This window comes from Actinotalea endophytica (genome assembly GCF_025717005.1).
Classification (GTDB): domain Bacteria; phylum Actinomycetota; class Actinomycetes; order Actinomycetales; family Cellulomonadaceae; genus Actinotalea.
Map to the genome: position 1 here is coordinate 16,925 of NZ_JAOVZU010000006.1, position 24,653 is coordinate 41,577.

A 24,653-nucleotide genomic window follows, 5' to 3' on the forward strand; every position below is an offset into this window, starting at 1 on the left:
CGATCCACGCCTTCCCCGAACGCCGCCGCACCATGCCGGCCGCGGCGCCGGACTGAGCCGGCGCCGCGTCGCGGGAGGGTCGTACAGGGCGGGCCGATCGGGCCCGCGGGATCACTCGGACTTGGCGCCCTCGATCTCGAGCGCGATCTGCACGGTGTCGCTGACCAGCACGCCACCGGTCTCCAGCGCGGCGTTCCAGGTCAGACCGAAGTCCTTGCGCGAGATCGTGGTGGTCGCCGAGAAACCGACGCGCGAGGTGCCGAACGGGTCGGTGGCCGCGCCGTTGAGCTCGACGTCCAGGGTGGCCGGACGGGTCACGCCGTGGATCGTGAGGTCGCCGTGCACGAGCAGGCCGGAGCCGCCCTCCTCGACCGAGGTCGAGGCGAAGGTCCACGTCGGGTAGGTCGCCACGTCGAAGAAGTCGGCGCTGACCAGGTGGCCGTCGCGGTTGGCGTCGCGGGTGTCCACGGTCGCCGGGTCCAGGGTCGCGGTCACGGTCGAGGTGGTCACGTCGTCGCCGAGCACGATCGTTCCCTCGGTGATCGCGATGGAGCCGCGGACCTTGGCGATGCCCGCGTGGCGGACGGTGAACGAGGCGTGCGAGTGGCTGGTCTCGATGCTCCAGGTGCCGGCCGGGGCGGCGGTGGTGAGGGTCGTCATGGGGTTCTCCTTGGAATGTGGAAGATTCAATTACCCGTGTCGTTCAACTTTCTACTACACTGGGTCGCGGAACGCAAGCGGCGGCCACCGGTCGCCGGCCGTGAGAAGGAGACACCGATGTCCGTCACCGAGACCGACGTGCGCTGGCTCACCGCCGAGCAGCAGCAGTGGTGGCGGTCCTACCTCCAGGGGACCGCGCGGCTGACCGAGGCGCTGTCGCGGCAGCTGGAGACCGACTCCGGGCTCTCGCTCAACGAGTACGAGGTGATGGTCCGGCTCTCCGAGGCCGAGGGGCGCACCATGCGGATGGCCGAGCTCGCCTCCTCGTTGGTGCACTCCCGCAGCCGGGTCACGCACACCGTCGCGCGGATGGAGCGCCGTGGCCTGGTCGAGCGCCGGGCCTGCGCGTCCGACGGCCGTGGCATCAACGCCGTGCTCACCGACCAGGGGATGGCCGCGCTGGTCGAAGCCGCCCCGGGCCACGTGCGCGCGGTCCGCGAGCACCTGGTCGACCGGCTCACCGACGACCAGATGCGCGCGCTGGGCGAGGCGATGCAGCACGTGGCGCCCGACGTCGACGCCGTGTGAGCGATCGGTCACAGCCGGTCGTCCCGGGCCGCGCCACACAGGACGGTAGGTCACACTGGACCCCATGCCGCTGACCACCGTCCATCTGCTGCGCCACGGTGAGGTGCACAACCCGGCCGGCGTGCTCTACGGCCGGCTGCCCGGCTACCACCTCTCCGACCGCGGCCGCGCGATGGCCGACGCCGTGGCCGGCCACCTGGCGGGCGAGGACGGCACCGAACGGCGCGACGTCGTCCACGTGGTCGCTTCGCCGCTGACCCGCGCGCAGGAGACCGCCCGGCCGATCGCCGACGCCTTCGACCTGCCGGTCGCCGAGGACGCGCGGCTGATCGAGGCCGCGAACCACTTCGAGGGCCTCACGTTCGGCGTGGGAGACGGCTCGCTGCGTCGGCCCACGCACTGGCGGTTCCTGTGGAACCCGTTCCGGCCCTCGTGGGGCGAGCCCTACACCGAGCAGGTCGAGCGGATGCTCGCCGCCGTGGCCGGCGCCCGCGAGGCCGCCGAGGGGCACGAGGCCGTCGTGGTGAGCCACCAGCTGCCGATCTGGGTGACCCGCCAGTCGCTCGAGGGCCGGCGCCTGTGGCACGACCCGCGCCGCCGCGAGTGCTCGGTCGCCTCGCTGACCAGCCTGCGCTGGGACGGCGACCGGCTGGTCGGCATCGACTACACCGAACCCGCGGGTCACCTGGTGGTCCGCGGCCGACAGGTCCCGGGGGCCTGATGCGCCGGATGCACGGGGTGCTGCGCCCCCTGATGTTCGTGCTCGCCGTCGCGGTGGCGGCTGCGATGGTGATCGCGCTCGCGTCGTGCAGCGGGTCGCCGCTCTACGACGAGACCGGCTCGGCCGGCGACAGCGGCACCACGACCGTCGACCGCTCGGTGACCACCTGGCAGCCGGACGAGCGCCCCGGCCCGATCGAGCTCACCGCCGAGACGTTCGCCGGGGACGAGGTCGACCTCGCTGCGTGGCGCGGTGACGTGGTGCTGGTGAACACCTGGTTCGCGAACTGCCCGCCGTGCCGGGCCGAGGCCCCGGACCTGGCCGAGATCGTCGGCGAGTACCAGGCTGAGGGCCTCCAGGCGGTCGGCATCAACGTCTCCGACGACGCGGGCACCGCGCAGGCGTTCGAGCGGACCTTCGCCCTGCCGTACGGGTCGATCCCGGGCTCGGACGGCAAGGCCGTCGCCGCGATGCAGGGCACCGTGCCGCTGCAGGCCGTGCCCACCACGGTGCTGCTCGACCGGCAGGGGCGGGTCGCCGCGCGGATCCTCGGGATGGCCGACCCCAGCACGCTGCGCTCGCTGATCGACGACCTGATGGCCGAGCAGGCGTGAACGCTGCGGTGGTCGTCCCGGGTCCGCTCGCCGGCTGGTTCGCAGGTCCGGTCGGAGCCTCGGTGGGCGACACCGTCGCCCAGACCGTGCTGAGCGGCTCGATGCTGCTCGCCGTGCCGCTCGCCGTGGTGGCGGGGCTCGTCTCGTTCGCGTCGCCGTGCGTGCTGCCCCTCGTCCCGGGCTACCTGGGCTTCGTCAGCGGCATGGCGGCGAGCGGTGCTGCGGCGCCGGCGCGGAACGGGACCTCGGGAGCGGACGGCTCGGGGGCCGGCGGTGCCGGCGGCGGCACGGGGCGCACCGGGGGCACGCTCACCGAGGTCCGGCGAAGCAGGCTGCTGCTCGGCGTCGCGCTCTTCGTGGCCGGCTTCACGGTCGTCTTCGTGGTCCTCGGCGTGCTGGCCGGCTCGGTCGGCCAGGCCCTGCTGCGGTACGCCGACACCATCACCATGGTGCTCGGCGTGGTCGTGATCGTGATGGGCCTGGTGTTCGCGGGCTGGCTGCCGATCGCCCAGCGCGAGCGGCGCCTGCACGTCGCGCCCACCGCCGGACTGTGGGGTGCGCCGCTGCTCGGCCTGGTGTTCGGCCTCGGCTGGGTGCCGTGCATCGGACCGACCCTGGTCGCGGTGTACACGCTCGCGCTCGACCAGGCCTCCGGGGGCCGCGGTGCGGTGCTCTCGGTCGCGTACTGCGTGGGGCTCGGTCTGCCGTTCCTGCTCGTCGCGCTGGGTCTGGAGCGCTCGCAGCGCGTGCTCGGGGTGCTCCGCACCCACCGGGTGGCGGTGATGCGGATCGGCGGCGGGCTGCTCGTGCTGATCGGGATCGCCCTGGTGACCGGGCTGTGGGGCATGGTGACCGAGTCGCTGCAGAGCCTGATCGGCGGATTCGAGCCGGTGGTGTGATGGCGACGACGACCTCCCCGCCGGCCTCACCGCCGACGCTGCCCCGGCTCGGGCTGCGCGGCGCGATCCGCTGGGTGTGGCGCCAGCTGACCAGCATGCGCGTCGCGCTGATGCTCCTGATGCTGCTCGCGGTGGTCGCGGTGCCCGGCTCGATCCTGCCGCAGCGCCCGCAGGACGCCGCGGCCGTGGCGCGCTACCTCGCCGACAACCCGGACTGGGGTCCGCTGCTCGACCGGCTCGGGTTCTTCGACGTGTACGGCTCGGTGTGGTTCTCCGCGGTCTACCTGCTGCTGTTCGTGTCCCTGGTCGGCTGCATCCTGCCGCGGATCGGCGCGCACGCCCGGGCCTGGCGGGCGCGCCCGCCGCGCGCGCCGCGCCGGTTCGACCGCTTCGAGGTGCACGAGACGCTCAGCACCGAGGCGGGCACCGACGAGGTGCTCGCAGCGGCGCACCGCGCGCTGCGCGGCGGGCGCCGGTTCCGGGTCGAGCCGGGCGAGGAGCCGGGTGGTGCGCGAACGCTGTCCGCCGAGCGCGGGTACTTCCGCGAGACCGGCAACATCGTCTTCCACCTCGCACTGGTCGGGCTGCTGATCTCGGTCGCGACCGGTCAGCTGCTGCACTACCGCGGGCAGGTGCTGGTCGTGGAGGGCCGCGGCTTCGCCAACACGCCGAGCGCGTACGACACCTTCGACGCCGGCAGCGGGGTGGACACCGCGAGCCTCGTGCCGTTCACGGTCGAGCTGAACTCGTTCACCGCGAGCTTCGACTCCGCCGGGCGGCCGACCTTCTTCGAGGCCGCGGTCTCGGTGACCGAGCCCGACCAGGCGACGCGGGACACCACGATCCGGGTCAACCGCCCGCTGGACGCCGGCGGCGCCAAGATCTACCTCGCCGGCAACGGCTACGCGCCGCAGCTCACGGTGCGCGACTCGGACGGCAACGTCGCGTTCGAGGGGCCCGTCCCGTTCCTGCCGCAGGACGCGTCGTACCGGTCCCGCGGCGTGGTCAAGGTGCCCGACGTGACGTCCGGGGACCAGATCGGCCTGGTCGGCTACCTGCTGCCGACGGCGGTGATCACCGAGGACTCGGCGTACTCGGCGTACCCGCAGCCCGGCAACCCGGTCCTGGTGCTCCAGGTGTGGCGCGGCGACCTCGGTCTGGACTCCGGGGTCCCGCAGAACGTGTACCAGCTCGACACGGCCGGGATGGCCCAGGTCAGCGACGCCGACGGGACGCCGGTCACCGTCGTCGTGCCGCTCGGCGAGGAGGTCGAGCTGCCCGGCGGGCTCGGCACGCTGAGCTTCGACGGGCTGCCCCGGTACGTCGCTCTCGACATGCGGTACGACCCGTCGCTGGGCTGGGTCCTCGCGTTCGCGCTGACCGCGCTGGTCGGGCTCGCGGTGTCGCTGTTCACGCCGCGGCGGCGGGTCTGGCTCCGGGTGGCGTCCGACGGTGAGCGACGTACAGTTGAGGCCGCCGCGCTGGCCCGCGCGGACGACGGCGGGCTGGCCGGTGAGGTCGAGCGCGTGCTCGACGCGGTCCGTGAGCTCGGGCCGTGGTCGCAGCCGGACCCTGACGCGGCGCCGACGGCGGCGCACGACTCGGAGGACGTGGATGAACCTCGGTGAGCTGAGCACCATCGTCGTGTGGGGGGCCACCACGGCCTACGCGATCGCGTTCGGCGCGTTCGCCGCGGACCTCGCACGTCGGGCCGAGGTCGCGAGCACCAAGCGGGTCCGCCACACCACCCCGGTGCTGGCCGGGGCGTTGGTGTCCGGCGGTGAGGCGTCCGCGGACGTGGCCGAGGCGGACGCCGATCTCGACGGCCTCGAGAACGACGCCGCCGACGGTCCGGCCGACCCGGAGGCCGCCGACGACGCGCCCGACGGCCCGGACGTCGCCGACGAGCTGCCCGAGTACCGCCCCGGCAAGGCGCTCGGCATCGCGATGTCCTTGACCACCCTCGGGCTCGGGCTCCAGCTGGCCGGCATCGTGCTGCGGGGCCTCGCGGCCGAGCGGATCCCGTGGGCGAACCTCTACGAGTTCCTCGTGGTCGGCACGTTCGTGGCCGTCCTGACCTTCCGCATCCTGTGCCTGCGACGCGACGTGCGGTTCCTCGGTGCGGGGGTGCTGGGCTTCTCGGTGGTGGCGCTCGGTCTCGGGCTGACCGCCTTCTACATGCCCGCCCAGGGTGTGGAGCCCGCGCTGCAGAGCTACTGGCTGGTCATCCACGTCACCATCGCGGTGATCGCGACGGGCGTCTTCACGGTCGCGGTGAGCGCGAGCGTGCTGCAGCTGCTCAAGGACGCCTGGGAGCAGGGGTCGCCGCGCCTGGCGCACCCGCGGTTCCGGCTGCTCGGCCAGCTGCCGTCGGTGCGCTCGCTCGAGGCGCTCGCGTTCCGGCTCAACGCGGTCGGCTTCGTGCTGTGGACCTTCACGGTGATGGCCGGCGCGGTCTGGGCCGAGCACGCCTGGTCGCGGTTCTGGGGCTGGGACCCCAAGGAGGTCTGGAGCTTCATCGTGTGGGTGGTCTACGCGGCCTACCTGCACGCGCGCACCACGCGCGGCTGGTCCGCGCGAGCCGTCGCCTGGTTCTCGATCGCCGGCTTCGCCGTGCTGATCTTCAACCTCACCGGCGTGAACATGCTGCTCGGCGGCAAGCACACGTACAGCGGGATCTCGCGCTCGCAGGGCTGACGCCAGGTCTCGTGGCCCGTGCGCGGGTCGGCTGGTGGACGGTCCTGTCTCGGAGGTCGAAGGGCCCTTGCCGCGACCGATCGCCGGCGGGTCATGATGAGATGTCGGACCCTGCGAGGAGATGACGGCGATGAAGGCGTCGGTGGGAGACCGGTTGGTCCTGGCGTCGAGCGTGGTCGACGGGACGGTGCGGGACGGCACAGTGGTCGCCGTGCGCCACCCGGACGGCTCGCCGCCCTACACGGTGCGCTGGCACGACACGGGGGAGGAGTCGCTGGTCTACCCCGGGCCGGACGCGCACGTCGAGCACGGAGGTGACGCGACGCGCGGCGTGACGCCGGAGGCGCTCGCGAGCACCTGGCGCGTGCAGGTCACGCTGAGCCACGAGGGAGCGGAGACGACGGCCCAGGCGGTGCTGGTGGCCGGCAACCCCGACCACCTCGGCGCGGTGGGCCGTGCGCGTCGCAACCCCGAGGACGCCTCGATCGAGGTCGTCGGCGAGGAGGTGGCGGTCGCCCGGGCGCTGCGGCGGTTGGCCGACCGGCTGCTGGACACCGCCGAGGAGCAGATCGAGGACTCCACGGGCGTGCCGGCGAAGGTGCACGCCTGAGCTGAGCGGCACACTGCAGGCATGGACCTGCCCGCGGCCCTGGCCGACCCCGGGGCCGCCGTCCGTCGTGTGCTCGACCCGGTGCTCGTGCCGCGCGGGTTCGCCGCCGGGCAGGTCGGCCGGTCCGGGCGCGAGGTCGAGATCACGTTCTGTGCGCCGGCTCGGGTGATCCGCGACCGGTTCGGCGGGCTCGCCGTCCGGGCCGCGGACGGCCCGGAGCCGGAGCCCTGGGAGTGCCACGACCTCGTCGTGGTCGTCGGGCTCGAGGCCGACGGCGCGGCGTACCTCGACCAGGTCCGCCTCGACTCGCAGGGTCTGGACCGGCTGCTGCGCTCCGTCGACCGGGACGACCTCGCGCCCGAGGCCGTGGGACTGGACCGGCCGCGCGACCCGGGTGACCTCGGGCCGTCGGCGTCGGTCCTGGTGTCCGGCGCCGTGGACTACGAGCCGCGCGACCTCGACGCGATCGGCCCGGTCGGCCCGCTCGGCCGCCTGCCGCTCGACGCGGCCCTGGCGCGCGCCGCGGAGCTGCTCGACGTGGTGCTGGGCGAGGCCGAGCGGCACCCGGTCTGGTGGGACTCGGCCGACCCCTGGACGGGCGGCTGAGAGCCCGGGCAGGGCTGGCCCTCGGCTCCGGCGGCCGATCACCCCGCCGGGGACAGCTCCCGCGCGATCGTCAGATCGCCCCGCACACCGGCGGCGACGTCGCGGCGGTGGCGCTCCTGCCGTGAGCCCGTGGGACCCGCCTGGCACACTCCACCCATGGCGACCGACCGGGCTCCGCTTCTGCTGCTGGACAGCGCGTCCATGTACTTCCGAGCCTTCTACGGCGTGCCCGACTCGGTGCGGGCGCCCGACGGGTCGCCGGTGAACGCGGCGCGGGGGTTCCTGGACGCGATCAGCCGGCTGGTCCTCGCCCGGCGGCCGAGCCGTCTGGTGGCCTGCTGGGACGACGACTGGCGGCCGCAGTTCCGGGTGGACGCGATCGCGTCCTACAAGGCCCACCGGGTCGCCGCCGACGGGGGCGAGGAGGTCCCGGACCTGCTGGTCCCGCAGGTGGACGTGATCAAGGATGTGCTCGCGGCCTTCGGGATCGCGCGGGTCGGCGCGGCCGGGGCCGAGGCCGACGACGTGATCGGCACGCTGGCGAGCCGCGAGCGGTCCCGCCCGGACGGCGAGCGGCTGCCGGTCGAGATCATGACCGGCGACCGCGACCTGTTCCAGCTCGTCGACGACACCGGCCCGGTCCGGGTGCTGTACCCGGTCAAGGGCGGTGGCGAGCCGCTCGTGGTCGACCAGGCCCACCTTGCTGCGACCTACGACGTCGCGAGCGGCGACGCCTACGCCGACATGGCCACACTTCGGGGGGACCCGAGCGACGGCCTGCCGGGGGTGCCCGGGGTCGGTGAGAAGACCGCCGCGGCGATGATCCGGCGGTACGGCTCGCTCGCGGGGGTCCTGGGCGCGCTCGAGGCCGGCGACCCCGGCCTCACCGCGACCCAGGCCGGTCGGCTGCGCGGCGCGGCCGACTACCTCGCGGTGGCCCCGGGGGTCGTGCGCGTGCTGCGCGACCTGCCGCTCGGCGAGGTCGACGACGAGCTGCCGCGCACCCCGGTCGACCCCGACGGCCTGGTCGCGCTCGCCGGGCGCTGGGGCCTCGAGTCGGCCGTGGCGCGCCTGGTGGACGCGCTCGCCGGCTGAGCCGGCGCCAGGGCGCCGGCCGGCGCGGCCTGACGCTCAGCTCAGGGTGGCCGCGAGCTCGGCGCCCCACGCACGGGCCCGCTCGGCCTCGCCCTCGGCGAGCCCGTCCCACTTGCCGTGCACCCGGAAGGTCGTCGGCTTCGCGACCGGGTGTCCGCCCAGTCGCCGCAGGGACTTGTCGATGCCCTTGCCGGCGGACCCGGGCAGGTCCGGGGTGACGACCTTCGTGTCGAACGCTGCGCAGGCGAGCCCGGCCGGCAGCTTCGCCGTCTCGAGCCACTCCCGCACCCCGGTCGGGGACAGGACCGGGGGGTGGTCCTTGGCTGCGTTCGCCCGCGTCGAGGCCCGGGTCATCCCGAACGCGTGCGTCGGTCCACCGACCACGAGCAGGTCGACGTCGCCGGGCACCACCGGTTCGGCCTCGCCGACGTCCACGACCCGGACGTCCGCCTCGCCCAGGCCGGCTCCGATCGCCTCGGCGACGGCCTTGGTCGCACCCCACATGGACTCGTAGATCACCAGAACGGTCACGGCTCCACCGTCCGCTCCCCGGTGCCGATGGGCCAGGGGCTCAGGTCCCGGGTGTCACTCGACGGCGAGCGCGAGCTGCGCGCCCCACTCCTTGGCCTTCGCCAGCTGGCCGTCCATCAGGCCGCCGGTCATGCCCTTGACCAGGAACGACGTCGGCCCGCCGACGATGTCGACGCCCATCCGACGGAGCCACTTGTCGATGCCCTTCGCGGCCGCCCCGCTGGCCAGCCGCATGGTGCCGACCCGGGTGTCGAACGCGGCGCCGTGGATGTCGGCGGGCAGGCGCACGGCGTCCAGCCACTCGCGGATGCCGATCCCGGTCGAGATCACCGAGCCGTGCTTGCGGACCGCCTCGGCGCGGGTGGCCGGTCGGGACATGCCGAACGTGTGCGTGGGCCCGCCGACCACGAGCAGGTCGACGTCGTGCGTGACCACGGCGCCACCGGGTTCGGCCGCGAGGGTGCCCACCTCCACGACGCGGACGCTGCCGCGCTGGGACAGGGCCGAACCGATCGTGTCTGCGATCGTCCGGGTGCTGCCGAACATCGACTCGTAGACCACCAACGCCTTCATGGCTCAACCCTGGTCGCTGTCGCGCCCGTGGGCCTGAGGCACAGGTCCCAGCGTGTCGTCGGGCGCGGTCACCAGACGTTCGACCCGGCGAGCGTCGCGACCTGGCCGGCGTCGAGCGTCACCGGGACCACGACGACCTCGTCCAGGACCGCGTGCGCCGACGCGTCACCGCTGCCGGCCGGTGCGCCGAGCACCAGCGACACGTCGCTCACGCTGGTCGCGGAGAGCGTCGCGGAGCCCACCGGGGTGGCGTCCAGGTAGACCGTCAGTGCGGCGTCGGACCGGGTCATCGTCACCAGGTGCGGGGCGGAACCCGGCGCGCCGGTCTGCACCAGCACCGTCGGCGGCCCGCCGCCCGGGGGCACCTCGACCACCTGGAGCAGGCCGCCGGAGACACCCAGGCCCAGCCCGTAGCCGTCGGCCTGGGTGAGCCACAGCAGGTCGCCGGGCGTCGCCGTGTCGGTGAACGACGTCCAGACCGTCACGCTCAGCGCGCCGGTCGAGGTGAGGGCACCCGCAGGGTCGGCCCAGGACTCCTCGAGGCTGCCGTGCAGCGTGAGGGCGCCGCTGTCGTCGCAGGTCAGCAGCCCGGGCGCGGCCACGTCGCCGGGCAGGGCCGACGCCGCGGCGAAGTCCAGGTGGCGGATCGGACCCAGCGACGCGACCGTGGACGACCACGTGCCGGAGCAGGGCCGGACCGAGACCGGCGTGCTCACCGCGGCGCTGTCCACGTACGCGGCGGCCGTCGACCCGACCCGCGGCAGAGCGAGGCCGACCGCGACGCCGAGCAGCGCCGCCGCGGCGGCGACGGCGAGGCGCGTCAGACGCTCAGAACGCGCCGAGCGCATCGTCCACCTCCCGTCGCGGTGCGGGCCGGCGCGCGGGAGCCCGGCGTCGCTCGGCGAGCGAGTCGACGAGCTCGAGCGTCGCGAGCAGCAGCAACGGTGGGGCGAGGAGAGCGAGCCGACCCACCTTGGACTGCGCCCAGCCGAGCCACCGGCCCCAGTCGGCCTTCGCGTCCACCACGACGCCCCGCACACCGCTGAGCGGTGTCGCGTTGGGGTCGCGGGTCTCGTTCGCGTCGCCCTTGGTGAAGATGTACGGCCGCATGATCGGGCTGCCGCTCGTGTCGAGCTGGGCCTCCATCCGGCCGGTCAGCGTGTTCTGCACCATCACCGGGTACATCTGCAGGTCGACGATCCGGTGCGTGACGAGGTGGTTGCTGCCGGGCGGGTAGAACGTCGCGACCTGGCCGACCGCCAGCTGGCTCGGGTCGTCGATGAGCTGCAGCACGGCCACGTCCCCGGCCTCGACGAACGGCGACATCGAGCCGGACGTCACCACGAGCAGCCGCTGGCCGTGCAGCTGGTACCAGTACGGGAGCGCGAGGCTGGTCGCGAACGCACCGACGAAGGTCAGCACGACCGTCCAGACGAGCACCTTGAACACCTGGCGCGGGCTCGGTGCTCGACGGCGCCTGCGCGGCCGGTCGGCGTGCTCGGCCATGGCGCCGGTGACCCGTGCGCCGGTGGTGGCCAGCGCCGAGCCGAGCGCCCGGGCCGCGCGTTCCGGAGCGTCGCCGGAGCGGGTCGTCAGGGCGACCTCCGCGGCCGTCCAGGTCGGTGCGCCGACCATCGACGCCCAGGCGCGCCATGGCGCGGCGGCGAGCACCGCGGCCTCGCGGACGCCGGTGGCGGTGACGCCGAACCAGGCCCGCCAGGGTGCTGCGGCCAGCACCGTCGCGAACGAGAGGTCGGCTGCGGTGACGCGGAACCACGCGCGCCAGGGCAGTGCCGCCCCGGCGACGGTCCCGCGCACGGCGGCCCAAGCACGGCCGAGAGCTCCGGCGAGCACGCTCGCCGGAGCCTCGGCGGTGAGGGCCAGGGCCATCGGTCAGGGGTTGTTCACGGTCTGCTCGGCATCGACCTGCAGGTCGATCGAGGCGGTCGCGCCCTGGAACTCGTTGCCGGTGGACAGCGGGAGGCCGACGGACACGCACAGGTCCTCGGCGGTCTTGGCGGCCAGCACGCGGTCGTCGGTGTCCTGCCCGGTCGCCGAGCTACCGATCAGCGGCGTCAGCGTGGTCGGCACGCCGCTCATCGACCAGCTCGTGGCGGCCGCCACGCCGGCGGCGTTGCAGCTCGCCGCGGCGACGCCCGCGTAGACGGTGAGCTCGAACTGGCCCGCGAGGTCGACGGCGGGGTCGTCGTTGCTGCCCTGCGCGGAGAGCGCGTAGCGCAGCTCGAGCGTCCCGTCGTTGCTCACCGGCACCACGCCGTAGGCGACGTCGCCGGGCGCGAGGTTCAGGGCGCCGAGCGTCTGCGTCGCCGAGTGGGTGGCGGAGATGTCGACGGTGCCGGTGGTGAAGTTCGCGCTCCCGGTGGTGTCGGCATCGGTGAAGAGGGCACCGGTCGTCAGCGTCGTCAGGCCGATCGCGGCCAGGCCGACGGTCGTGGCCGTGGCCACGAGGCGGGTGCGGCGGCCACGGTCGAGGTCGCTGCGTCGTTGCGGCGCGATCATCTCGCGGATGAGATCGTCCATGGTGACTCCTAGGCGGCGGGTGCCGCTCCGTCGGGACCCGGTGGGGGGCCGGGTGGTGGTGCGGTGACCGGGGGCCGGTCGGGTGGTGCGGCTCGGTGGTGCAGGGGATCGGGGTCGGGCCGGGCGTGGGGATGCTGCGTCAGGAGTGGGGTGTCAGGCATGCACCTCGCCCCGGGAGATCACGACGTCCTCGGCGGGCACCGCCCGCGAGTACCAGAAACCCTGTGCCTGGTCGACGTCGAGGGATCGGAGGGTCGCCGCCGTGGCGCCGTCCTCGACGCCCTCGGCGACCACCTGGAGACCGAACGAGTGCGCGAGGTCGACCATCGCCTTGATCACGGACCGCGCGCGCTCGCCGTCGTGCGGGTCGGCGAGGTCGGCGACGAACAGCTGGTCGATCTTCAGCACGTCGACCGGGAGGTCGCGCAGCTGGGCGATCGAGGTCTGGCCGATGCCGAAGTCGTCGATCGCGACCCGGACGCCGGACTCGTCCAGCGCGCGCAGCACCGGGACGACCCGGGTCGGGTCGGCCACCAGGGCGGTCTCGGTGATCTCGACCTGCAGGTGCTCGGGATCAACGTCGTGCTCGGCGAGCAGGCTGCAGACGGTGTCGACGATGCTCGGTGAGACGACGGTGTGCGCCGAGAGGTTCACCGCGATCGGCACCCGGTCGGCGGGTGCCCACCGGGCGAGCTGCTCCACCACGGAGCGCAGCACCACGTCGGTCACGTCGTTGATCAGGCCGGACTGCTCGGCGAGCGGGATGAACACCGTCGGCGGCACCCAGCCGCGCGCCGGGTGGCGCCACCGCACGAGCGCCTCGAGACCCGCCGTCCGGCCGGTGACGAGGTCGATCTTGGGCTGGTAGTGCACGGCCAGCTCGCCCGTGGCCAGCGCCTCGTGGAGCTCACCCTGGAGCACCAGGCGGGACGGGCTCGAGCCGTCCTCGGCCACGTCGTAGACCGACACCCCGAGGCGGTGCTGCTTGGCCGTGTACATCGCGATGTCGGCCTTGCGCATCAGGCCGCTCGCGTCGTCCGCGTGGTCGGGGATCATCGCGACCCCGATCGAGGTCGCGACGTGCACCGTGAGGTCGCCGAGCGCGAACGGCTCGACGAACACCGAGCGGGCCCGGTGAGCGAGGCGCTCGGCGTCGTCGACGTTGTCCACCGCGAGCAGCACGGCGAACTCGTCGCCGCCGAGCCTGGCGACCAGGTCGCGACCGCGGAACGCGGCCTGCAGGCGCTGGGCCACCTGCTCGAGGAGGTCGTCGCCGCGGTCGTGGCCCAGGGTGTCGTTGATCTCCTTGAACCGGTCGACGTCGAGCAGCAGGATGCCGACGCCAGGCCCGCCGGCCTCGCACGCCACGACCGCGCGGCGCAGACGGTCGAGCAGCATCCGCCGGTTCGGCAGCCCGGTCAGCGAGTCCAGCAGCGCCATCCGCGCGTTGTCCATCGCGGACCGCTGGAGGTTCTCCGACGCGCGGTGCACCGTGCGGTAGAGCACCAGCCAGAGCACCAGCAGCCCGAGGCCTGCGGCGAGTGCGATCGTCCGCACGGCCTGCGCCTGGGTCGCGGCGGCCGTGGTGTGATCGAGCACCACCTCGAGCGCGCCGGCGACGGTGCCACCGAGCCGGAGCGGCACGTAGACGTCCATCGCGGTCGAGCTCGCGCCCACCTGGCCCTCGTCGGCCCCGGCGAGGTGGTACCGGATCCGTGCGGACGGCTCACCGGCGATCACGGCCTGCTCGAGCTGGGTGCCGCTGGGGAACCCGGCGAGCGAGTCGGACTCGCTGTCGTAGATCAGGGCCCCGTCCACGGTCCACAACCGGAGCCCGAGCATGGTGTCGGCCAGGCCTGCGGTGGCCGCGTCCAGGGCGGCGCGGTCCTCGTCGGCGAGCACGCCGGACTCCAGCGCGTGCAGCGGTACGAGCGGCGAGACCCAGCCCGCCGCGGTCTGCGCGGTGCGCACGCCGTCGTCGATCGACTGCTGGCGCATCACCTGCGCCGCAGCGACCACGACGCTCACCGCGACGAGCACGATGCCGACCAGCGAGATGAGCACGAAGCGCCCGGACAGCGAGAGGCGACCGGTCCCGCTGAGGGACGTGCGCCGGGTGCTGCGGGCCATCGTGATCTCCTCGTCGGGCCATGGCGGAGCCCTGGGTCGGGTGCACGGGACGTGGGTGGCGCCTCGCGAGACGAAGATCGGCTCTCGACGACGGTAGGTTGAGCCCGCGAGCCGGGTCGTGGGCTGATCGAGGGTTCTGGGGGCCTTTTCACCCGCTGCCGGAGTGGTCGTTCCATCGAACGGCGCAATGCTGAGGACCGAACGAGGAGCGCGCATGGCCGACGAGAAGACCGACCCCCCGGTCGCCGGTCGCAGCCGGCACGCCCGGTTCGCTCGCTGGGCTCTCGGGCGCGTCGGCTTCCGCCTGGTCGGCACGTTCCCGCAGCGCGGCATCGTGGTCGGCGCGCCGCACACCTCGAACTGGGACTTCGTGCTCGCGGTGCTGGTGTTCTGGGCGCACGACGTCCACCCGCGCGTCCTGGTGAAGACCGAGATGTTCTGGTGGCCGCTCGGCCCGTTCCTGCGCTGGATCGGTGCGGTCGAGACGGATCGGCGCGGTGGCACCGGGCTGGTCGAGCGGCTCGCGACCGAGGCGGCCGCCGCGGACCGGTTCGTGCTCGCGCTGGCGCCGGACGGCACCCGTCGCGCCGTCGACCACTGGAAGTCGGGCTTCTACCGACTGGCCATGTCCACCGGGCTGCCGGTCACCCTCGCGTTCGCCGACGGCCCCTCGAAGACGGTCGGGACCGGGCCGACGCTCGAGATGACCGGCGACGTCACGGTCGACATGGACCGGATCCGCGCCTACTACACCGACAAGCGAGGCATCCGCCCGGAGCGGGCGAGCGCCGTGCGGCTCCGCGAGGAGGACGCCGGCTGAGGTCGGCCGAGCGAACGACCCGTCCACTCCCGCCCGGCGTGCGAACACCGTCCGACGGGTGTGTGCTGAGCAGGCTCCGACCGGGCCTGCCGGGCCGCGCCGGGCGCTCACGAGGAGGGACGCGATGGGCTACGAGGTCACCAGGTCCGACGAGCAGTGGCGCGAGGAGCTGTCGCCGCAGGAGTACGCCGTGCTGCGCGAGGCCGCCACCGAGCGGCCCTGGACCGGGGAGCTGCTCGACGAGAAGCGGCGCGGGACCTACCGGTGCCGGGCCTGCGGTCAGGTCCTCTTCACCGCGGAGACCAAGTTCGACTCGCACTGCGGGTGGCCGAGCTTCTACCGGCCCAGCGCGGACGACGCCGTCGAGCTGATCGAGGACCGCACGCTCGGCATGGTCCGCACCGAGGTGCGCTGCGCGCGGTGCGGGTCCCACCTCGGGCACGTCTTCGACGATGCGCCCCAGACCCCGACCGGGGACCGGTTCTGCATGAACTCGGTGTCGCTGAGCTTCGAGGCCGAGGACCGGTAGCGCGGGCACCACGCGGCTGGGCGAGACTGGACGGGTGACGCCCGACAGCCCACGCCGCCCGCGCCGCCCCGCGATGCTCGACCCGCGCGACGCCGAGGAGATCCCCGGCGACCTCGACCCCGCCCTGCGCGGCGAGGTCGCGCACACCACCGCGAACGCGCTCGTGCACGGCGGTCGCGCCGCGGAGGACCCCGAGGTGGTCGACCGCCTGGTGCGGCTGGTCGAGGCCGAGGGTCTGGACACCGTCGCAGGGCTGTGGGCCGACAGCGCGCCGCACACCCTGCCGGGCGCGCTGTGGCGGCTGTACGCGCTGCGCGAGTGGGTGCGCCGGGACCCGCGCACCGTGGCCGAGCGCTACCGGCTCGGCGAGCAGCGCGCCGAGGTGCACGGCGCGGTGGCGGGCGTCGCCGCACCGCCGGGCCCGGAGGAGGTCGCGCACGTCGCCGACGCGGTGCTGTCCGGGGTGTACACGGGTGATCTCGCCGTCGCGCTCGAGCGCGCCGGGGCGTTCTGCCGCGTGCTGGCGACGGGTGCCGTGCTCGACGCGGACGTGGTCGCCGACGACGAGGAGGCCCGCCAGCTCACCCGCGGCGCCGCGGGTCTGGTGCGCACCGCCGAGGAGCTCGAGGAGTGCGCCGGCCTGTGGCGGGCCGGAACCCTGGACTGACCACCGACCCTGGTGGCCGGGACCGGGACCGACCCGTCGCACCGCGCCCTCACCCACCCGGCGGGTGAGCGCCTCGCTCGGCGGCGGTTAGCATGGTGGGACGGCGTCGGACCGCGTCAAGCCCCGGGCTCCACTTCAAGCCGCTTCGAGCGGCCTTCGCGCCGTCAGGCGCTTCGCGGTCCGGCGCCGTTCTCCCTCGGTCTCCCTCGTTGCGTGCCCCGGTGCGCCTGGGACCCTCGTCCCGCTCGGGTGGGTGCGGCCTGTCCCGTCGCTGTGCGTTCGGCATGACGTCACCGAGAGGCCACCCGAGGCGTTGGGTGTTCACCTTCGTGCTGCCCTACCCTGAGCCCGACACACCCCCGACTTCTGGAGCACTGCCGTGCGTCTGCGCCTGACGCCCACGAACACGAGCTTCTTCGACCTGCTCGCCGGCTCGGCGCAGCACCTGGTCGGTGGGGCGGAGCTGTTGGGCCGACTCCTGGGGGCCGCTCCCGGCGACCGCAAGCCGATCGCCGCCGAGCTGCGCGACGCCGAGCACGCGGCGGACGAGTCGACGCACGAGATCATGCGCCGGCTGAACCAGACCTTCGTCACCCCGTTCGACCGGCACGACATCTACGGCCTCGCCTCCGGCCTGGACGACTGCATGGACCACATGGAGGAGGCCGGCGACCTGGTCGTGCTGTACCAGATCGACACCCTTCCGCCGCGGGTGCACAAGCAGGTCGACGTGCTGCGACGGTGCGCCGAGCTCACCGCGGAGGCGATGCCGCGGCTGCGCTCGATGAAGGACCTGAGCGACTACTGGGTCGAGATCAACCGCCTGGAGAACGAGGCGGACAAGTCCTACCGCAAGCTGCTCGCCGAGATGTTCCGCGGTGAGGCGAACCCCATCGAGGTCATGAAGCTCAAGGACGTCGTGGACGCGCTCGAGGCGGCCGCCGACTCCTTCGAGAGCGTGGCGAACATGGTCGAGACGATCGCGCTCAAGGAGTCCTGAGCGACCGTGGAGATCGCGCTCGTCGTCGTCGTCGTGCTGTTCGCCCTCGGCTTCGACTACACCAACGGGTTCCACGACGCGGCGAACGCCATCGCGACGTCGGTCTCGACCCGGGCCCTGACCCCGCGGGTGGCCCTGCTCATGGCGGCGGTCTTCAACATGGTCGGTGCGCTGCTGGGCGACCGGGTCGCCCACACGATCGGCTCGGGGATCATCGACCTCGGTGGCGAGGCCGGAGTGCACCCCCGTGAGGGCCTGATCCTGGTGCTCTCCGCGGTGATCGGGGCGATCGTCTGGAACCTGATCACCTGGTGGCGCGGCCTGCCGTCGTCCTCGTCGCACGCGCTGATCGGCGCGCTGACCGGCGTCGGCATCGTCGGCGGGGTCACGGTGTACTGGAACGTCATCCTGGACAAGGTCGTCATCCCGATGGTGCTCTCGCCGGTCGTCGGGTTCACGCTGGCGTTCCTCGGGATGACCGCCCTGCTGTGGCTGTTCCGGAACGCGAACCCGCACAAGGTCACCCGCCGGTTCCGGATCGCGCAGACGGCCTCCGCCGCGGCGATGGCGCTCGGCCACGGCCTGCAGGACGCGCAGAAGACGATGGGCGTGATCGTGCTCGCGCTCGTTGCGGGCGGGTTCCAGGACGGCGACGACATCCCGATCTGGGTGAAGCTCGCCGCGGCCGGAGCGATCTCGCTCGGCACCTACTCCGGCGGGTGGCGGATCATGCGCACGCTCGGCCGCCGGGTCATCGAGCTCGACCCGGCCCGCGGGTTCGTCGCGGAGACGGTGGCCGCCTCGGTGCTCTACACCACGGCGTTCGCGTTCCAGGCGCCGATCTCCACGACCCACACCATCACGTCCTCGATCATGGGGGTCGGCGCGACCAAGCGCCTGTCCGCGGTGCGCTGGGGCGTCGCCGGTCACATCGCCGTCGCCTGGGTGCTGACCATCCCGGCCGCGGCGAGCGTCGCGGCCGTCGTGTACCTCGTGCTGCACGCCGTGATGGGCTGAGCCGCCGGGTTCGCCGGGCCCCTGGCGGGCCGGACGCCGCGGATCCGTGTCGCCGACGGGGTGGGCCCGCGCCCGCCCCGTGCCCGAGAATGGGGCCCGGGCGGGGAGGTGACGCATGGCCGTGGCGGCGCTCTACCTGGCGGCTGCGGTCGTCGGGGGCCTGCTGGCCGTGCTCCTGCGGCTCCCGCCGCTGGTCGGGTTCCTCGCCGCGGGCTTCGCGCTCGGCGCGGCCGGGACGCCGGAGCTGCCGTACCTGCCGATGATCGCCGAGCTCGGCGTCGTGCTGCTGCTGTTCGCGATCGGCCTCAAGCTCGACCCCCGCTTCCTGCTGCGCCGTGAGGTCTGGTTCACCACGGTGGCGCACCTGGGGATCAGCGTGGGCATCGGGGTCGGGTTCCTGGGTCTGCTCGCGGTCCTCGGGGCGACCCTCGTCGCCGAGGAGCCGTTCGGTGCGCTCGCGCTGATCGGCTTCGCGCTGTCGTTCTCCTCGACGGTGTTCGTGGTGAAGGTCCTGGAGGACCGGTCGGACGCACGCAGCCTGTACGGGCGGATCGCGGTCGGCGTCCTCGTGGTGCAGGACGTCGCCGCGGTGGGCTTCATGAGCCTGGCCGGGGCCTCCGCGCCCAGTCCGTGGGCCTTCGCGCTGCTGGCGCTGATCCCCGGGGCCTGGGTGCTGCACCGGGTGTGGGACCTGGTCGGCCACGGCGAGCTGCAGGCGCTGTTCGGTGTGGCCGTCGCGCTCGGCGTCGGCTACGCGGCGTTCCAGGCGGTCGGCATCTCGGGCGAGGTCGGTGCGCTGGTGGTCGGCGTGCTGATGGCGGGCCACCGCCAGGCGGCCGAGCTGTCCCGGTCCCTGATGACCTTCAAGGACCTGATGCTCGTCGGGTTCTTCCTCGAGATCGGGCTGCACGGCAGCCCGACGCTGAGCCAGGCGGTCATCGCGCTGCTCCTGCTGCTGATGCTGCCGCTGCAGGTCGCGGCCTACGCGATCCTGCTCTGGTTCATGCGGCTGCGCCGCCGCACCGCGTTCCTCGCGGGGCTGGTGCTCGCGAACTACTCCGAGTTCGGCATCATCGTCGCCGCCGTGGGCGCCGAGTACGGGCTGCTCGGCGAGCAGTGGGTGGTGATCGTGTCGCTCGCGGTCGCGCTGAGCTTCGCACTGTCCGCCGTGGTCAACCGGCGTGGCGTCGAGCTCGCGACGCGGCTGGTCCCGCTGCTGCCGCACCAGGGCAACGCGGTGCTGCATCCCGAGGACCGGCTGGTCGACATCGGCGAGGCCGACGCGGTCGTGCTCGGGCTCGGCCGGATCGGCGCGGCGACGTACATGCGGCTGCGCGACGAGTACGGCCTGCGTGTCGTGGGGGTCGAGCACGACGAGCTCCGGATCGCCGAGCTCGAGCGGCACGGCTTCGAGACCTTCCGCGCCGACGCGACCGACCTGCAGTTCTGGAACCGGGTGGAGCGGGCCGGCAGCGTGCGGGTCGCCGTGCTCGCGATGCCGTTCCACAAGGCCAACCTGATCGCCCTGGCCCGGTTGCACGCCGCGGGCTTCGAGGGCCGGGTCGCTGCCGTCGCGCGCTACGACGACGACGTGGCCGAGCTCCGCAGGCACGGCGCCGACGCGGTCTTCCACCTCTACGGCTCGGCGGGCGCCGCGCTCGCCGACCACGCGGCGGAGCAGCTGCTCGGCGACCTCGGCACGCCCGAGCACGATCCGCTCGAGGAGGACGACGTGTAGTGCGGCGCGGCGTCCGCAGGCTCGCGGCGGCCGGCCACGGCCTCGCGGTGGGCCCGGGTCAGAAGTCCACGGCGCAGGTCGTCACGGTGAAGGTCCCCGTCCCGGCGACCGTCGACGGCGCCGTGGACGCGAGCGTGAAGGTGGTCGGCCCGGTCTGGGTCCGGGTGACCATCCACTCGGTCTCGCCGTAGGCCCACGCGTCCCGGACGTTGCCACCCTCCGCGAGCCGCGCGACCGCCGGGGCGAGGTCGATCTGCGCCGTCCAGCCGACGTAGAACTGCGACGTCCCGTTGCCGGTGACCGTGGTGTCCAGGCAGGCCTTCGTGGTGGTCCACTGCGTCGGGCTCGGCGCCGTGGTGACGGTGTAGGCGGACGGGGTGTCCACGCCCGCCGGCAGCGACCAGTCGCACACGTCGACCCGGTACGACTGCCCCGCGACGATCGTGCGCCGCCCGCCGTTGTTGGTGCCCTCGACCTGCGCGAAACCGGGGGACGGCTGGTTCGGCCCGATCCGGTACCGCCAGCCGTCGACGCCGGCGAGCTGGAGCGTGTTGTGGCTCACGCCGTTGAACGGCGCGACGGACAGGTCGATCGTCAGCGCCCACTCGACCGGCGTGGCCGACGTCGTGGTGACAGTGCCGTGGAAGCACGCCTGGGTGGGGTTGTTGGACACCAGGTCCCACGTGACGTCGGTGAGCACCGTGGCCTGGTTCGCGGGCGAGACCGGACCGAGCGACGCGGCCGCGTAGGTCACCGTGAGCGGCCAGCCCGCGACGGTCGCGGCGGCCGCCGTCGCGCCCGTCGTGGCGACCGGCACCGCGGCGACCGTTCCGGTGACCGTGGCCGAGCCGGAGGCCACCGATCCTCCGGCCGAGGTCAGCGTGGTCAGCTGCACGGTCAGCCCGTCGCACGCCGCCGACGGGAGCGTGACGGTCACGGTGCCGTTCGTGGCGACCGCGGTCGCGCCGCCCGGGCACGGGTGCGACGCGGAGACCGACGTGATCCCGGAGCTCGTCACGCCCAGCGACGACGCGGACGCCAGGCCCGCGCACGCGAGCAGCGCGACCAGCACCACCACCACCGCACGGCGCACTGCCGCCTCCGCATCACGCCACAGCCCGGGTCGGACACATCGTAGGTGCCGTCCGATCCGGCGAGGCCCGGGCACGCGGGGGCCGGGCGTGAGTCCACCCGCACGGGGGAGGTGAGGGCGGCCGTCCGCTAGACGGCGGCGGGCTGACGCACCGGGCGGTGGTGCTCGACGGCGACCACGCGTGCCTTGCGGCCCTGGCCCGTGACGTGCGCGACGAGGATCTCGCCGGTGCGCAGGTACGGGTCCTTGGCGGGCAGGATGCCGTGGGTCCAGCGGCGCGTGGCCTCGCTGATCGTGTCCAGCGCGGTCGGCAGCACCGGCCGGTGGGTGGCGACGACCGCGTCGCGCGGCGTCGCGAGCAGCCCCTCGATCACCTTGACCACGTCGTGCGGGTGCTTCGCGTGCGCGGCCTCGGTGAGCGCGGCGGAGACGTCGACCTCGAGCGAGGCCTTCTCCGCGTACGGCGCCACGGTCGCTGCGCAACGGTCCCACGGGCTGGTGAGCACCGACCGGACGCCGAACGCCGCGAGCACCGGCACGATCGCCTTGGCCTGGCGGCGACCCACCGCGGTGAGCGGCCGGCTGGCCTCGCCCTCGTGCCACCGGTTGCGCGGGACGGCCTGCCCGTGGCGTGCGATCGCCAGCACCCGGGTCTCCAGCCGCCCGCGCTGCCACAGGTCCTCGAGCACGTCGAGCGGCCGGTGGTCGGCCCTGCGGGTGAGCATCTCGCGCGCCGTGGAGGCGCCGACCCACACGACGTCGTCGATCTCGGTCGTCTTGGCCGGGACGACCTCACGCCTGGCGGCGAGCGGGCGGTGGTAGTGCTCCGACGCGGCCTGGGCCGACCAGTACCGCACGATCTTCGCGTTGCCGTCCGGTGTGCGGTAGCGCAGCAGGGGCAGCGGTGCGCCGAGCACGATCGCCGTGCCGGTCTCCTCCTCGACCTCCCGCACTGCCGCGGCGGCGACCGGCTCGCCGGGGTCGAGCTTGCCCTTGGGCCAGGACCAGTCCTTGTAGCGCGGGCGGTGCACCAGGGCGACCTCGAGCCGCTCGCCGCGCTCGCGCCACACGACCGCCCCGGCGGCGTGGACCGTCTGGGGCGTGCCGAGGACCGGGAGAAGGCTGCTCACAGCGACTGGTCGGGACGACGGCGCTGGCGCTGGATCAGGTGCTCCTGCAGGTCCAGCAGCGGCGAGCCGTCCGGCGCCAGGTGGTGCCTCTGCCAGGAACCCTCGGGTTCGAGGTGCCAGCTCGACGTGCCGTCGTCGGTGGACAGCTCGAGCAGTCGCAGCATCTCCTCGACGTGGTCCGGGTCGGACAGGCGCACCAGGGCCTCGACGCGGCGGTCGAGGTTGCGGTGCATGAGGTCCGCCGACCCGATGTACACCTCGGGGTCGCCGTCGTTCGCGAACGCGAACACCCGGGCGTGCTCGAGGAACCGGCCGAGGATCGAGCGCACCCGGATGGTCTCCGACAGGCCGGGCACGCCGGCCTTCACGGCGCAGATCCCGCGCACCACGAGGTCGACCGGCACGCCGGCCTGCGACGCGCGGTAGAGCGCGTCGATGGTCTCCTCGTCGACCACCGAGTTCACCTTGATCCGCACCCACGCCTCGCGGCCCTCCAGGAAGGCCTGGCGCTCGCGGTCGATCCGTTCGACCAGACCCGCCCGCACCGAGCGCGGCGCGACGAGCAGGCGGTGGAAGCGGGCCTTCGGCGCGTAGCCGGAGAGCTGGTTGAACAGCCGGGTCAGGTCGACGCCCACCTCGGGGTCGGCCGTGAGCAGGCCGAGGTCCTCGTAGAGCCGCGCCGTGCGCGGGTGGTAGTTGCCGGTGCCGACGTGGCAGTACCGCCGCAGCCCGTCGGACTCCTGACGCACCACGAGGGACAGCTTCGAGTGGGTCTTGAGACCGACGATGCCGTACACGACGTGCACACCGGCCTGCTCGAGCTTGCGCGCCCAGCTGATGTTCGCCTGCTCGTCGAACCGGGCCTTGATCTCGACCAGCGCGAGCACCTGCTTGCCGGCCTCGGCCGCGTCGATCAGGGAGTCGACGATCGGGGAGTCGCCCGAGGTCCGGTAGAGGGTCTGCTTGATCGCGAGCACCTTGGGGTCGGCGGCGGCCTGCGCGAGGAAGGCCTGCACCGAGGTGGCGAACGAGTCGTACGGGTGGTGCAGCAGGATGTCCCGGGCCCGGATCGCGGCGAAGATGTCGGTCGGCGTCGCGGACTCCACCTCGGCGAGGTGGCGGTGCGTCCCGCCGATGAACCGGGGGTACATCAGGTCCGTCCGGTCGAGGTCGGCGATCACGTTGAGCCCGGTGAGGTCGAGCGGTGCTGGCAGCGAGTACACCTCGGACTCGGCGATGCCGAGCTCGCGGACCAGGAGCCGCAGGATGCGTGGCGCGACGTCCTCGGCCACCTCGAGGCGCACCGGCGGGCCGAACCTGCGGCGCAGGAGCTCCTTCTCCATCGCCTGGAGGATGTTCTCGGCGTCGTCCTCCTCGACCTCGACGTCCTCGTTGCGGGTGACCCGGAAGGTGTGGTGCTCGCGCACCTCCATGCCGGGGAACAGGTAGTCCAGGTGCACCGCGATGACGTCCTCGAGCGGGACGAACGAGGTCGGGCCCTTCTCGGGTGCGGCGGTCTGGGTGGACGGTGCGCTCGGCTTGCCGGACGCGTCGACCGCGATGAACCGGGGCAGCAGCGGCGGCACCTTGACCCGCGCGAAGTGCTCCTTGCCGGTCGCGGGGTTGACCACCACGACCGCGAGGTTCAGCGACAGCCCCGAGATGTACGGGAACGGGTGAGCGGGGTCGACCGCGAGCGGGGTCAGCACGGGGAAGATCTGCCGGCGGAAGTACTTGCGCAGCCGCTCCTGCTCGTCCGGGCCGAGGTCGTCCCAGTGGACGATCGTGATGCCCTCCGCGACCAGAGCCGGCTGGACCTGGTCGAGGAACACCCTGGCGTGCCGCGCCTGGAGGCGGTGCGCGCTCTCGGCGATCGTCTCCAGCACCTGTCGGGGCGAGAGGCCGGACGCCGCGGTGACCGCCATCCCGGTGGCGATGCGGCGCTTCAGGCCTGCCACCCGGACCATGAAGAACTCGTCCAGGTTCGAGGCGAAGATCGCGAGGAACCGCACCCGTTCGAGCAGCGGCAGGTCGGGGTCCTCGGCGAGCTCGAGCACGCGCTCGTTGAACGCGAGCCAGGAGACCTCACGGTCGGCGAACCGGTCGCCGGGCAGCTCGGGCAGGGACTCGGCGGTGATCACGTCCGCGGGCTCGACCGGGACGGGCACGATGCCGGCGTCGAGCACCTCACCTGCCGACGCGCGCTCGGCCTCGAAGTCCTCGAGCTCGGTCTCGTCCGGCGCGGACGTGCTCGCCCAGCGGCCGGTGGCCGGGTCTCGCCGACGGCCGTTCGTCGGGGCGTCGGTCCGGGTCCGCGGGCCGGCCGGGCGGCGCGGGGAGGTCTGCGGAGGTGTCGCCATGCCAGACATCGTTGCATCACCACGTGAACGGCGT

At 73.6% G+C, this 24,653-nt stretch carries 25 protein-coding genes; 15 read left to right on the top strand and 10 right to left on the bottom strand.

Annotation, left to right across the window (positions count from 1 at the left end; all coding sequences use genetic code 11):
• Positions 1-111: 111 nt before the first annotated feature.
• Complete coding sequence (locus tag OEB99_RS11160) at positions 112-660, bottom strand: YceI family protein (protein ID WP_263510160.1); 549 nt, start codon at positions 658-660, stop codon at positions 112-114.
• 117 nt (positions 661-777) lie between these two features.
• On the opposite strand from OEB99_RS11160, the gene OEB99_RS11165 reads away from it, so the two are divergent.
• The 9 genes from OEB99_RS11165 to OEB99_RS11205 all read left to right on the top strand — a co-directional run bounded on the left by OEB99_RS11165 (position 778) and on the right by OEB99_RS11205 (position 8,490).
• Complete coding sequence (locus tag OEB99_RS11165; protein ID WP_263510161.1) at positions 778-1,248, top strand: MarR family winged helix-turn-helix transcriptional regulator; 471 nt, start codon at positions 778-780, stop codon at positions 1,246-1,248.
• A 64-nt stretch (positions 1,249-1,312) separates the two neighbouring features.
• Positions 1,313-1,969 (top strand): histidine phosphatase family protein, encoded by a 657-nt coding sequence (locus OEB99_RS11170; protein ID WP_263510162.1) that lies wholly within the window; start codon positions 1,313-1,315, stop codon positions 1,967-1,969.
• Positions 1,969-2,583, top strand: coding sequence for a TlpA family protein disulfide reductase (locus tag OEB99_RS11175; RefSeq protein ID WP_263510163.1), 615 nt, complete (start codon positions 1,969-1,971; stop codon positions 2,581-2,583). Before OEB99_RS11170 ends, OEB99_RS11175 begins: the two co-directional genes overlap by 1 nt.
• Before the next feature lie 101 nt (positions 2,584-2,684).
• Positions 2,685-3,482 carry a cytochrome c biogenesis CcdA family protein gene (locus OEB99_RS11180; protein WP_263577613.1) on the top strand — a complete coding sequence of 266 codons (798 nt, stop codon included), beginning with the start codon at positions 2,685-2,687 and terminating at the stop codon, positions 3,480-3,482.
• Positions 3,482-5,110, top strand: a complete 1,629-nt coding sequence (gene resB / locus OEB99_RS11185) for a cytochrome c biogenesis protein ResB (RefSeq protein ID WP_263510164.1) — start codon at positions 3,482-3,484, stop codon at positions 5,108-5,110. The genes OEB99_RS11180 and resB overlap by 1 nt, the downstream gene beginning before the upstream one ends.
• Positions 5,097-6,179 (top strand): c-type cytochrome biogenesis protein CcsB, encoded by a 1,083-nt coding sequence (gene ccsB / locus OEB99_RS11190; RefSeq protein ID WP_263510165.1) that lies wholly within the window; start codon positions 5,097-5,099, stop codon positions 6,177-6,179. The genes resB and ccsB overlap by 14 nt, the downstream gene beginning before the upstream one ends.
• A gap of 121 nt (positions 6,180-6,300) precedes the next feature.
• Positions 6,301-6,789, top strand: coding sequence for a DUF1918 domain-containing protein (locus OEB99_RS11195; RefSeq protein ID WP_263510166.1), 489 nt, complete (start codon positions 6,301-6,303; stop codon positions 6,787-6,789).
• A 21-nt stretch (positions 6,790-6,810) separates the two neighbouring features.
• Complete coding sequence (locus tag OEB99_RS11200; protein WP_263510167.1) at positions 6,811-7,395, top strand: hypothetical protein; 585 nt, start codon at positions 6,811-6,813, stop codon at positions 7,393-7,395.
• Between the two features lie 156 nt (positions 7,396-7,551).
• Entirely contained in the window at positions 7,552-8,490 is a 939-nt protein-coding gene (locus tag OEB99_RS11205) for a 5'-3' exonuclease (protein ID WP_263510168.1), read from the top strand.
• Positions 8,491-8,526: 36 nt separating this feature from the next.
• Here OEB99_RS11205 and OEB99_RS11210 read toward each other — a convergent pair whose 3' ends face one another.
• The 6 genes from OEB99_RS11210 to OEB99_RS11235 all read right to left on the bottom strand — a co-directional run bounded on the left by OEB99_RS11210 (position 8,527) and on the right by OEB99_RS11235 (position 14,265).
• Positions 8,527-9,021 (bottom strand): flavodoxin family protein, encoded by a 495-nt coding sequence (locus OEB99_RS11210; RefSeq protein ID WP_263510169.1) that lies wholly within the window; start codon positions 9,019-9,021, stop codon positions 8,527-8,529.
• A 54-nt stretch (positions 9,022-9,075) separates the two neighbouring features.
• Positions 9,076-9,594: a flavodoxin family protein gene (locus OEB99_RS11215; RefSeq protein WP_263510170.1), complete on the bottom strand. Its 519-nt coding sequence runs from the start codon at positions 9,592-9,594 to the stop codon at positions 9,076-9,078.
• A gap of 68 nt (positions 9,595-9,662) precedes the next feature.
• The gene (locus tag OEB99_RS11220; RefSeq protein ID WP_263510171.1) at positions 9,663-10,442 is read right to left on the bottom strand and encodes a LamG-like jellyroll fold domain-containing protein; all 780 of its coding nucleotides are present in this window, start codon (positions 10,440-10,442) and stop codon (positions 9,663-9,665) included.
• The gene (locus OEB99_RS11225; protein ID WP_263510172.1) at positions 10,423-11,484 is read right to left on the bottom strand and encodes a S24/S26 family peptidase; all 1,062 of its coding nucleotides are present in this window, start codon (positions 11,482-11,484) and stop codon (positions 10,423-10,425) included. Before OEB99_RS11225 ends, OEB99_RS11220 begins: the two co-directional genes overlap by 20 nt.
• A gap of 3 nt (positions 11,485-11,487) precedes the next feature.
• Positions 11,488-12,135, bottom strand: coding sequence for a CalY family protein (locus tag OEB99_RS11230; RefSeq protein ID WP_263510173.1), 648 nt, complete (start codon positions 12,133-12,135; stop codon positions 11,488-11,490).
• A 153-nt stretch (positions 12,136-12,288) separates the two neighbouring features.
• Positions 12,289-14,265: a putative bifunctional diguanylate cyclase/phosphodiesterase gene (locus OEB99_RS11235; protein ID WP_263510174.1), complete on the bottom strand. Its 1,977-nt coding sequence runs from the start codon at positions 14,263-14,265 to the stop codon at positions 12,289-12,291.
• 214 nt (positions 14,266-14,479) lie between these two features.
• Here OEB99_RS11235 and OEB99_RS11240 point away from each other — a divergent pair, with 214 nt between their 5' ends.
• From OEB99_RS11240 to OEB99_RS11265, 6 genes are all read left to right on the top strand, one after another.
• Entirely contained in the window at positions 14,480-15,085 is a 606-nt protein-coding gene (locus OEB99_RS11240) for a 1-acyl-sn-glycerol-3-phosphate acyltransferase (RefSeq protein ID WP_263510175.1), read from the top strand.
• Between the two features lie 124 nt (positions 15,086-15,209).
• Positions 15,210-15,614 carry a peptide-methionine (R)-S-oxide reductase MsrB gene (gene msrB / locus OEB99_RS11245; RefSeq protein ID WP_263510176.1) on the top strand — a complete coding sequence of 135 codons (405 nt, stop codon included), beginning with the start codon at positions 15,210-15,212 and terminating at the stop codon, positions 15,612-15,614.
• A gap of 73 nt (positions 15,615-15,687) precedes the next feature.
• Positions 15,688-16,281 (top strand): hypothetical protein, encoded by a 594-nt coding sequence (locus tag OEB99_RS11250; RefSeq protein WP_263577614.1) that lies wholly within the window; start codon positions 15,688-15,690, stop codon positions 16,279-16,281.
• A 379-nt stretch (positions 16,282-16,660) separates the two neighbouring features.
• Positions 16,661-17,281 (top strand): DUF47 domain-containing protein, encoded by a 621-nt coding sequence (locus OEB99_RS11255; protein ID WP_263510178.1) that lies wholly within the window; start codon positions 16,661-16,663, stop codon positions 17,279-17,281.
• Positions 17,282-17,287: 6 nt separating this feature from the next.
• A complete protein-coding gene (locus tag OEB99_RS11260) occupies positions 17,288-18,298 on the top strand; it encodes an inorganic phosphate transporter (RefSeq protein WP_263510179.1) in 1,011 nt (336 codons plus the stop codon).
• A gap of 115 nt (positions 18,299-18,413) precedes the next feature.
• Positions 18,414-20,036: a cation:proton antiporter family protein gene (locus OEB99_RS11265; RefSeq protein ID WP_263510180.1), complete on the top strand. Its 1,623-nt coding sequence runs from the start codon at positions 18,414-18,416 to the stop codon at positions 20,034-20,036.
• A 58-nt stretch (positions 20,037-20,094) separates the two neighbouring features.
• Here the strand turns inward: OEB99_RS11265 and OEB99_RS11270 are convergent, their stop codons facing one another.
• The 3 genes from OEB99_RS11270 to OEB99_RS11280 all read right to left on the bottom strand — a co-directional run bounded on the left by OEB99_RS11270 (position 20,095) and on the right by OEB99_RS11280 (position 24,619).
• Positions 20,095-21,129, bottom strand: a complete 1,035-nt coding sequence (locus OEB99_RS11270; RefSeq protein ID WP_263510181.1) for a hypothetical protein — start codon at positions 21,127-21,129, stop codon at positions 20,095-20,097.
• A gap of 128 nt (positions 21,130-21,257) precedes the next feature.
• Positions 21,258-22,259, bottom strand: a complete 1,002-nt coding sequence (locus OEB99_RS11275) for an NUDIX hydrolase (RefSeq protein WP_263510182.1) — start codon at positions 22,257-22,259, stop codon at positions 21,258-21,260.
• On the bottom strand, positions 22,256-24,619 hold the full coding sequence (locus OEB99_RS11280; protein WP_263510183.1) for an RNA degradosome polyphosphate kinase: 2,364 nt from the start codon (positions 24,617-24,619) through the stop codon (positions 22,256-22,258). Before OEB99_RS11280 ends, OEB99_RS11275 begins: the two co-directional genes overlap by 4 nt.
• Positions 24,620-24,653 lie beyond the last annotated feature (34 nt).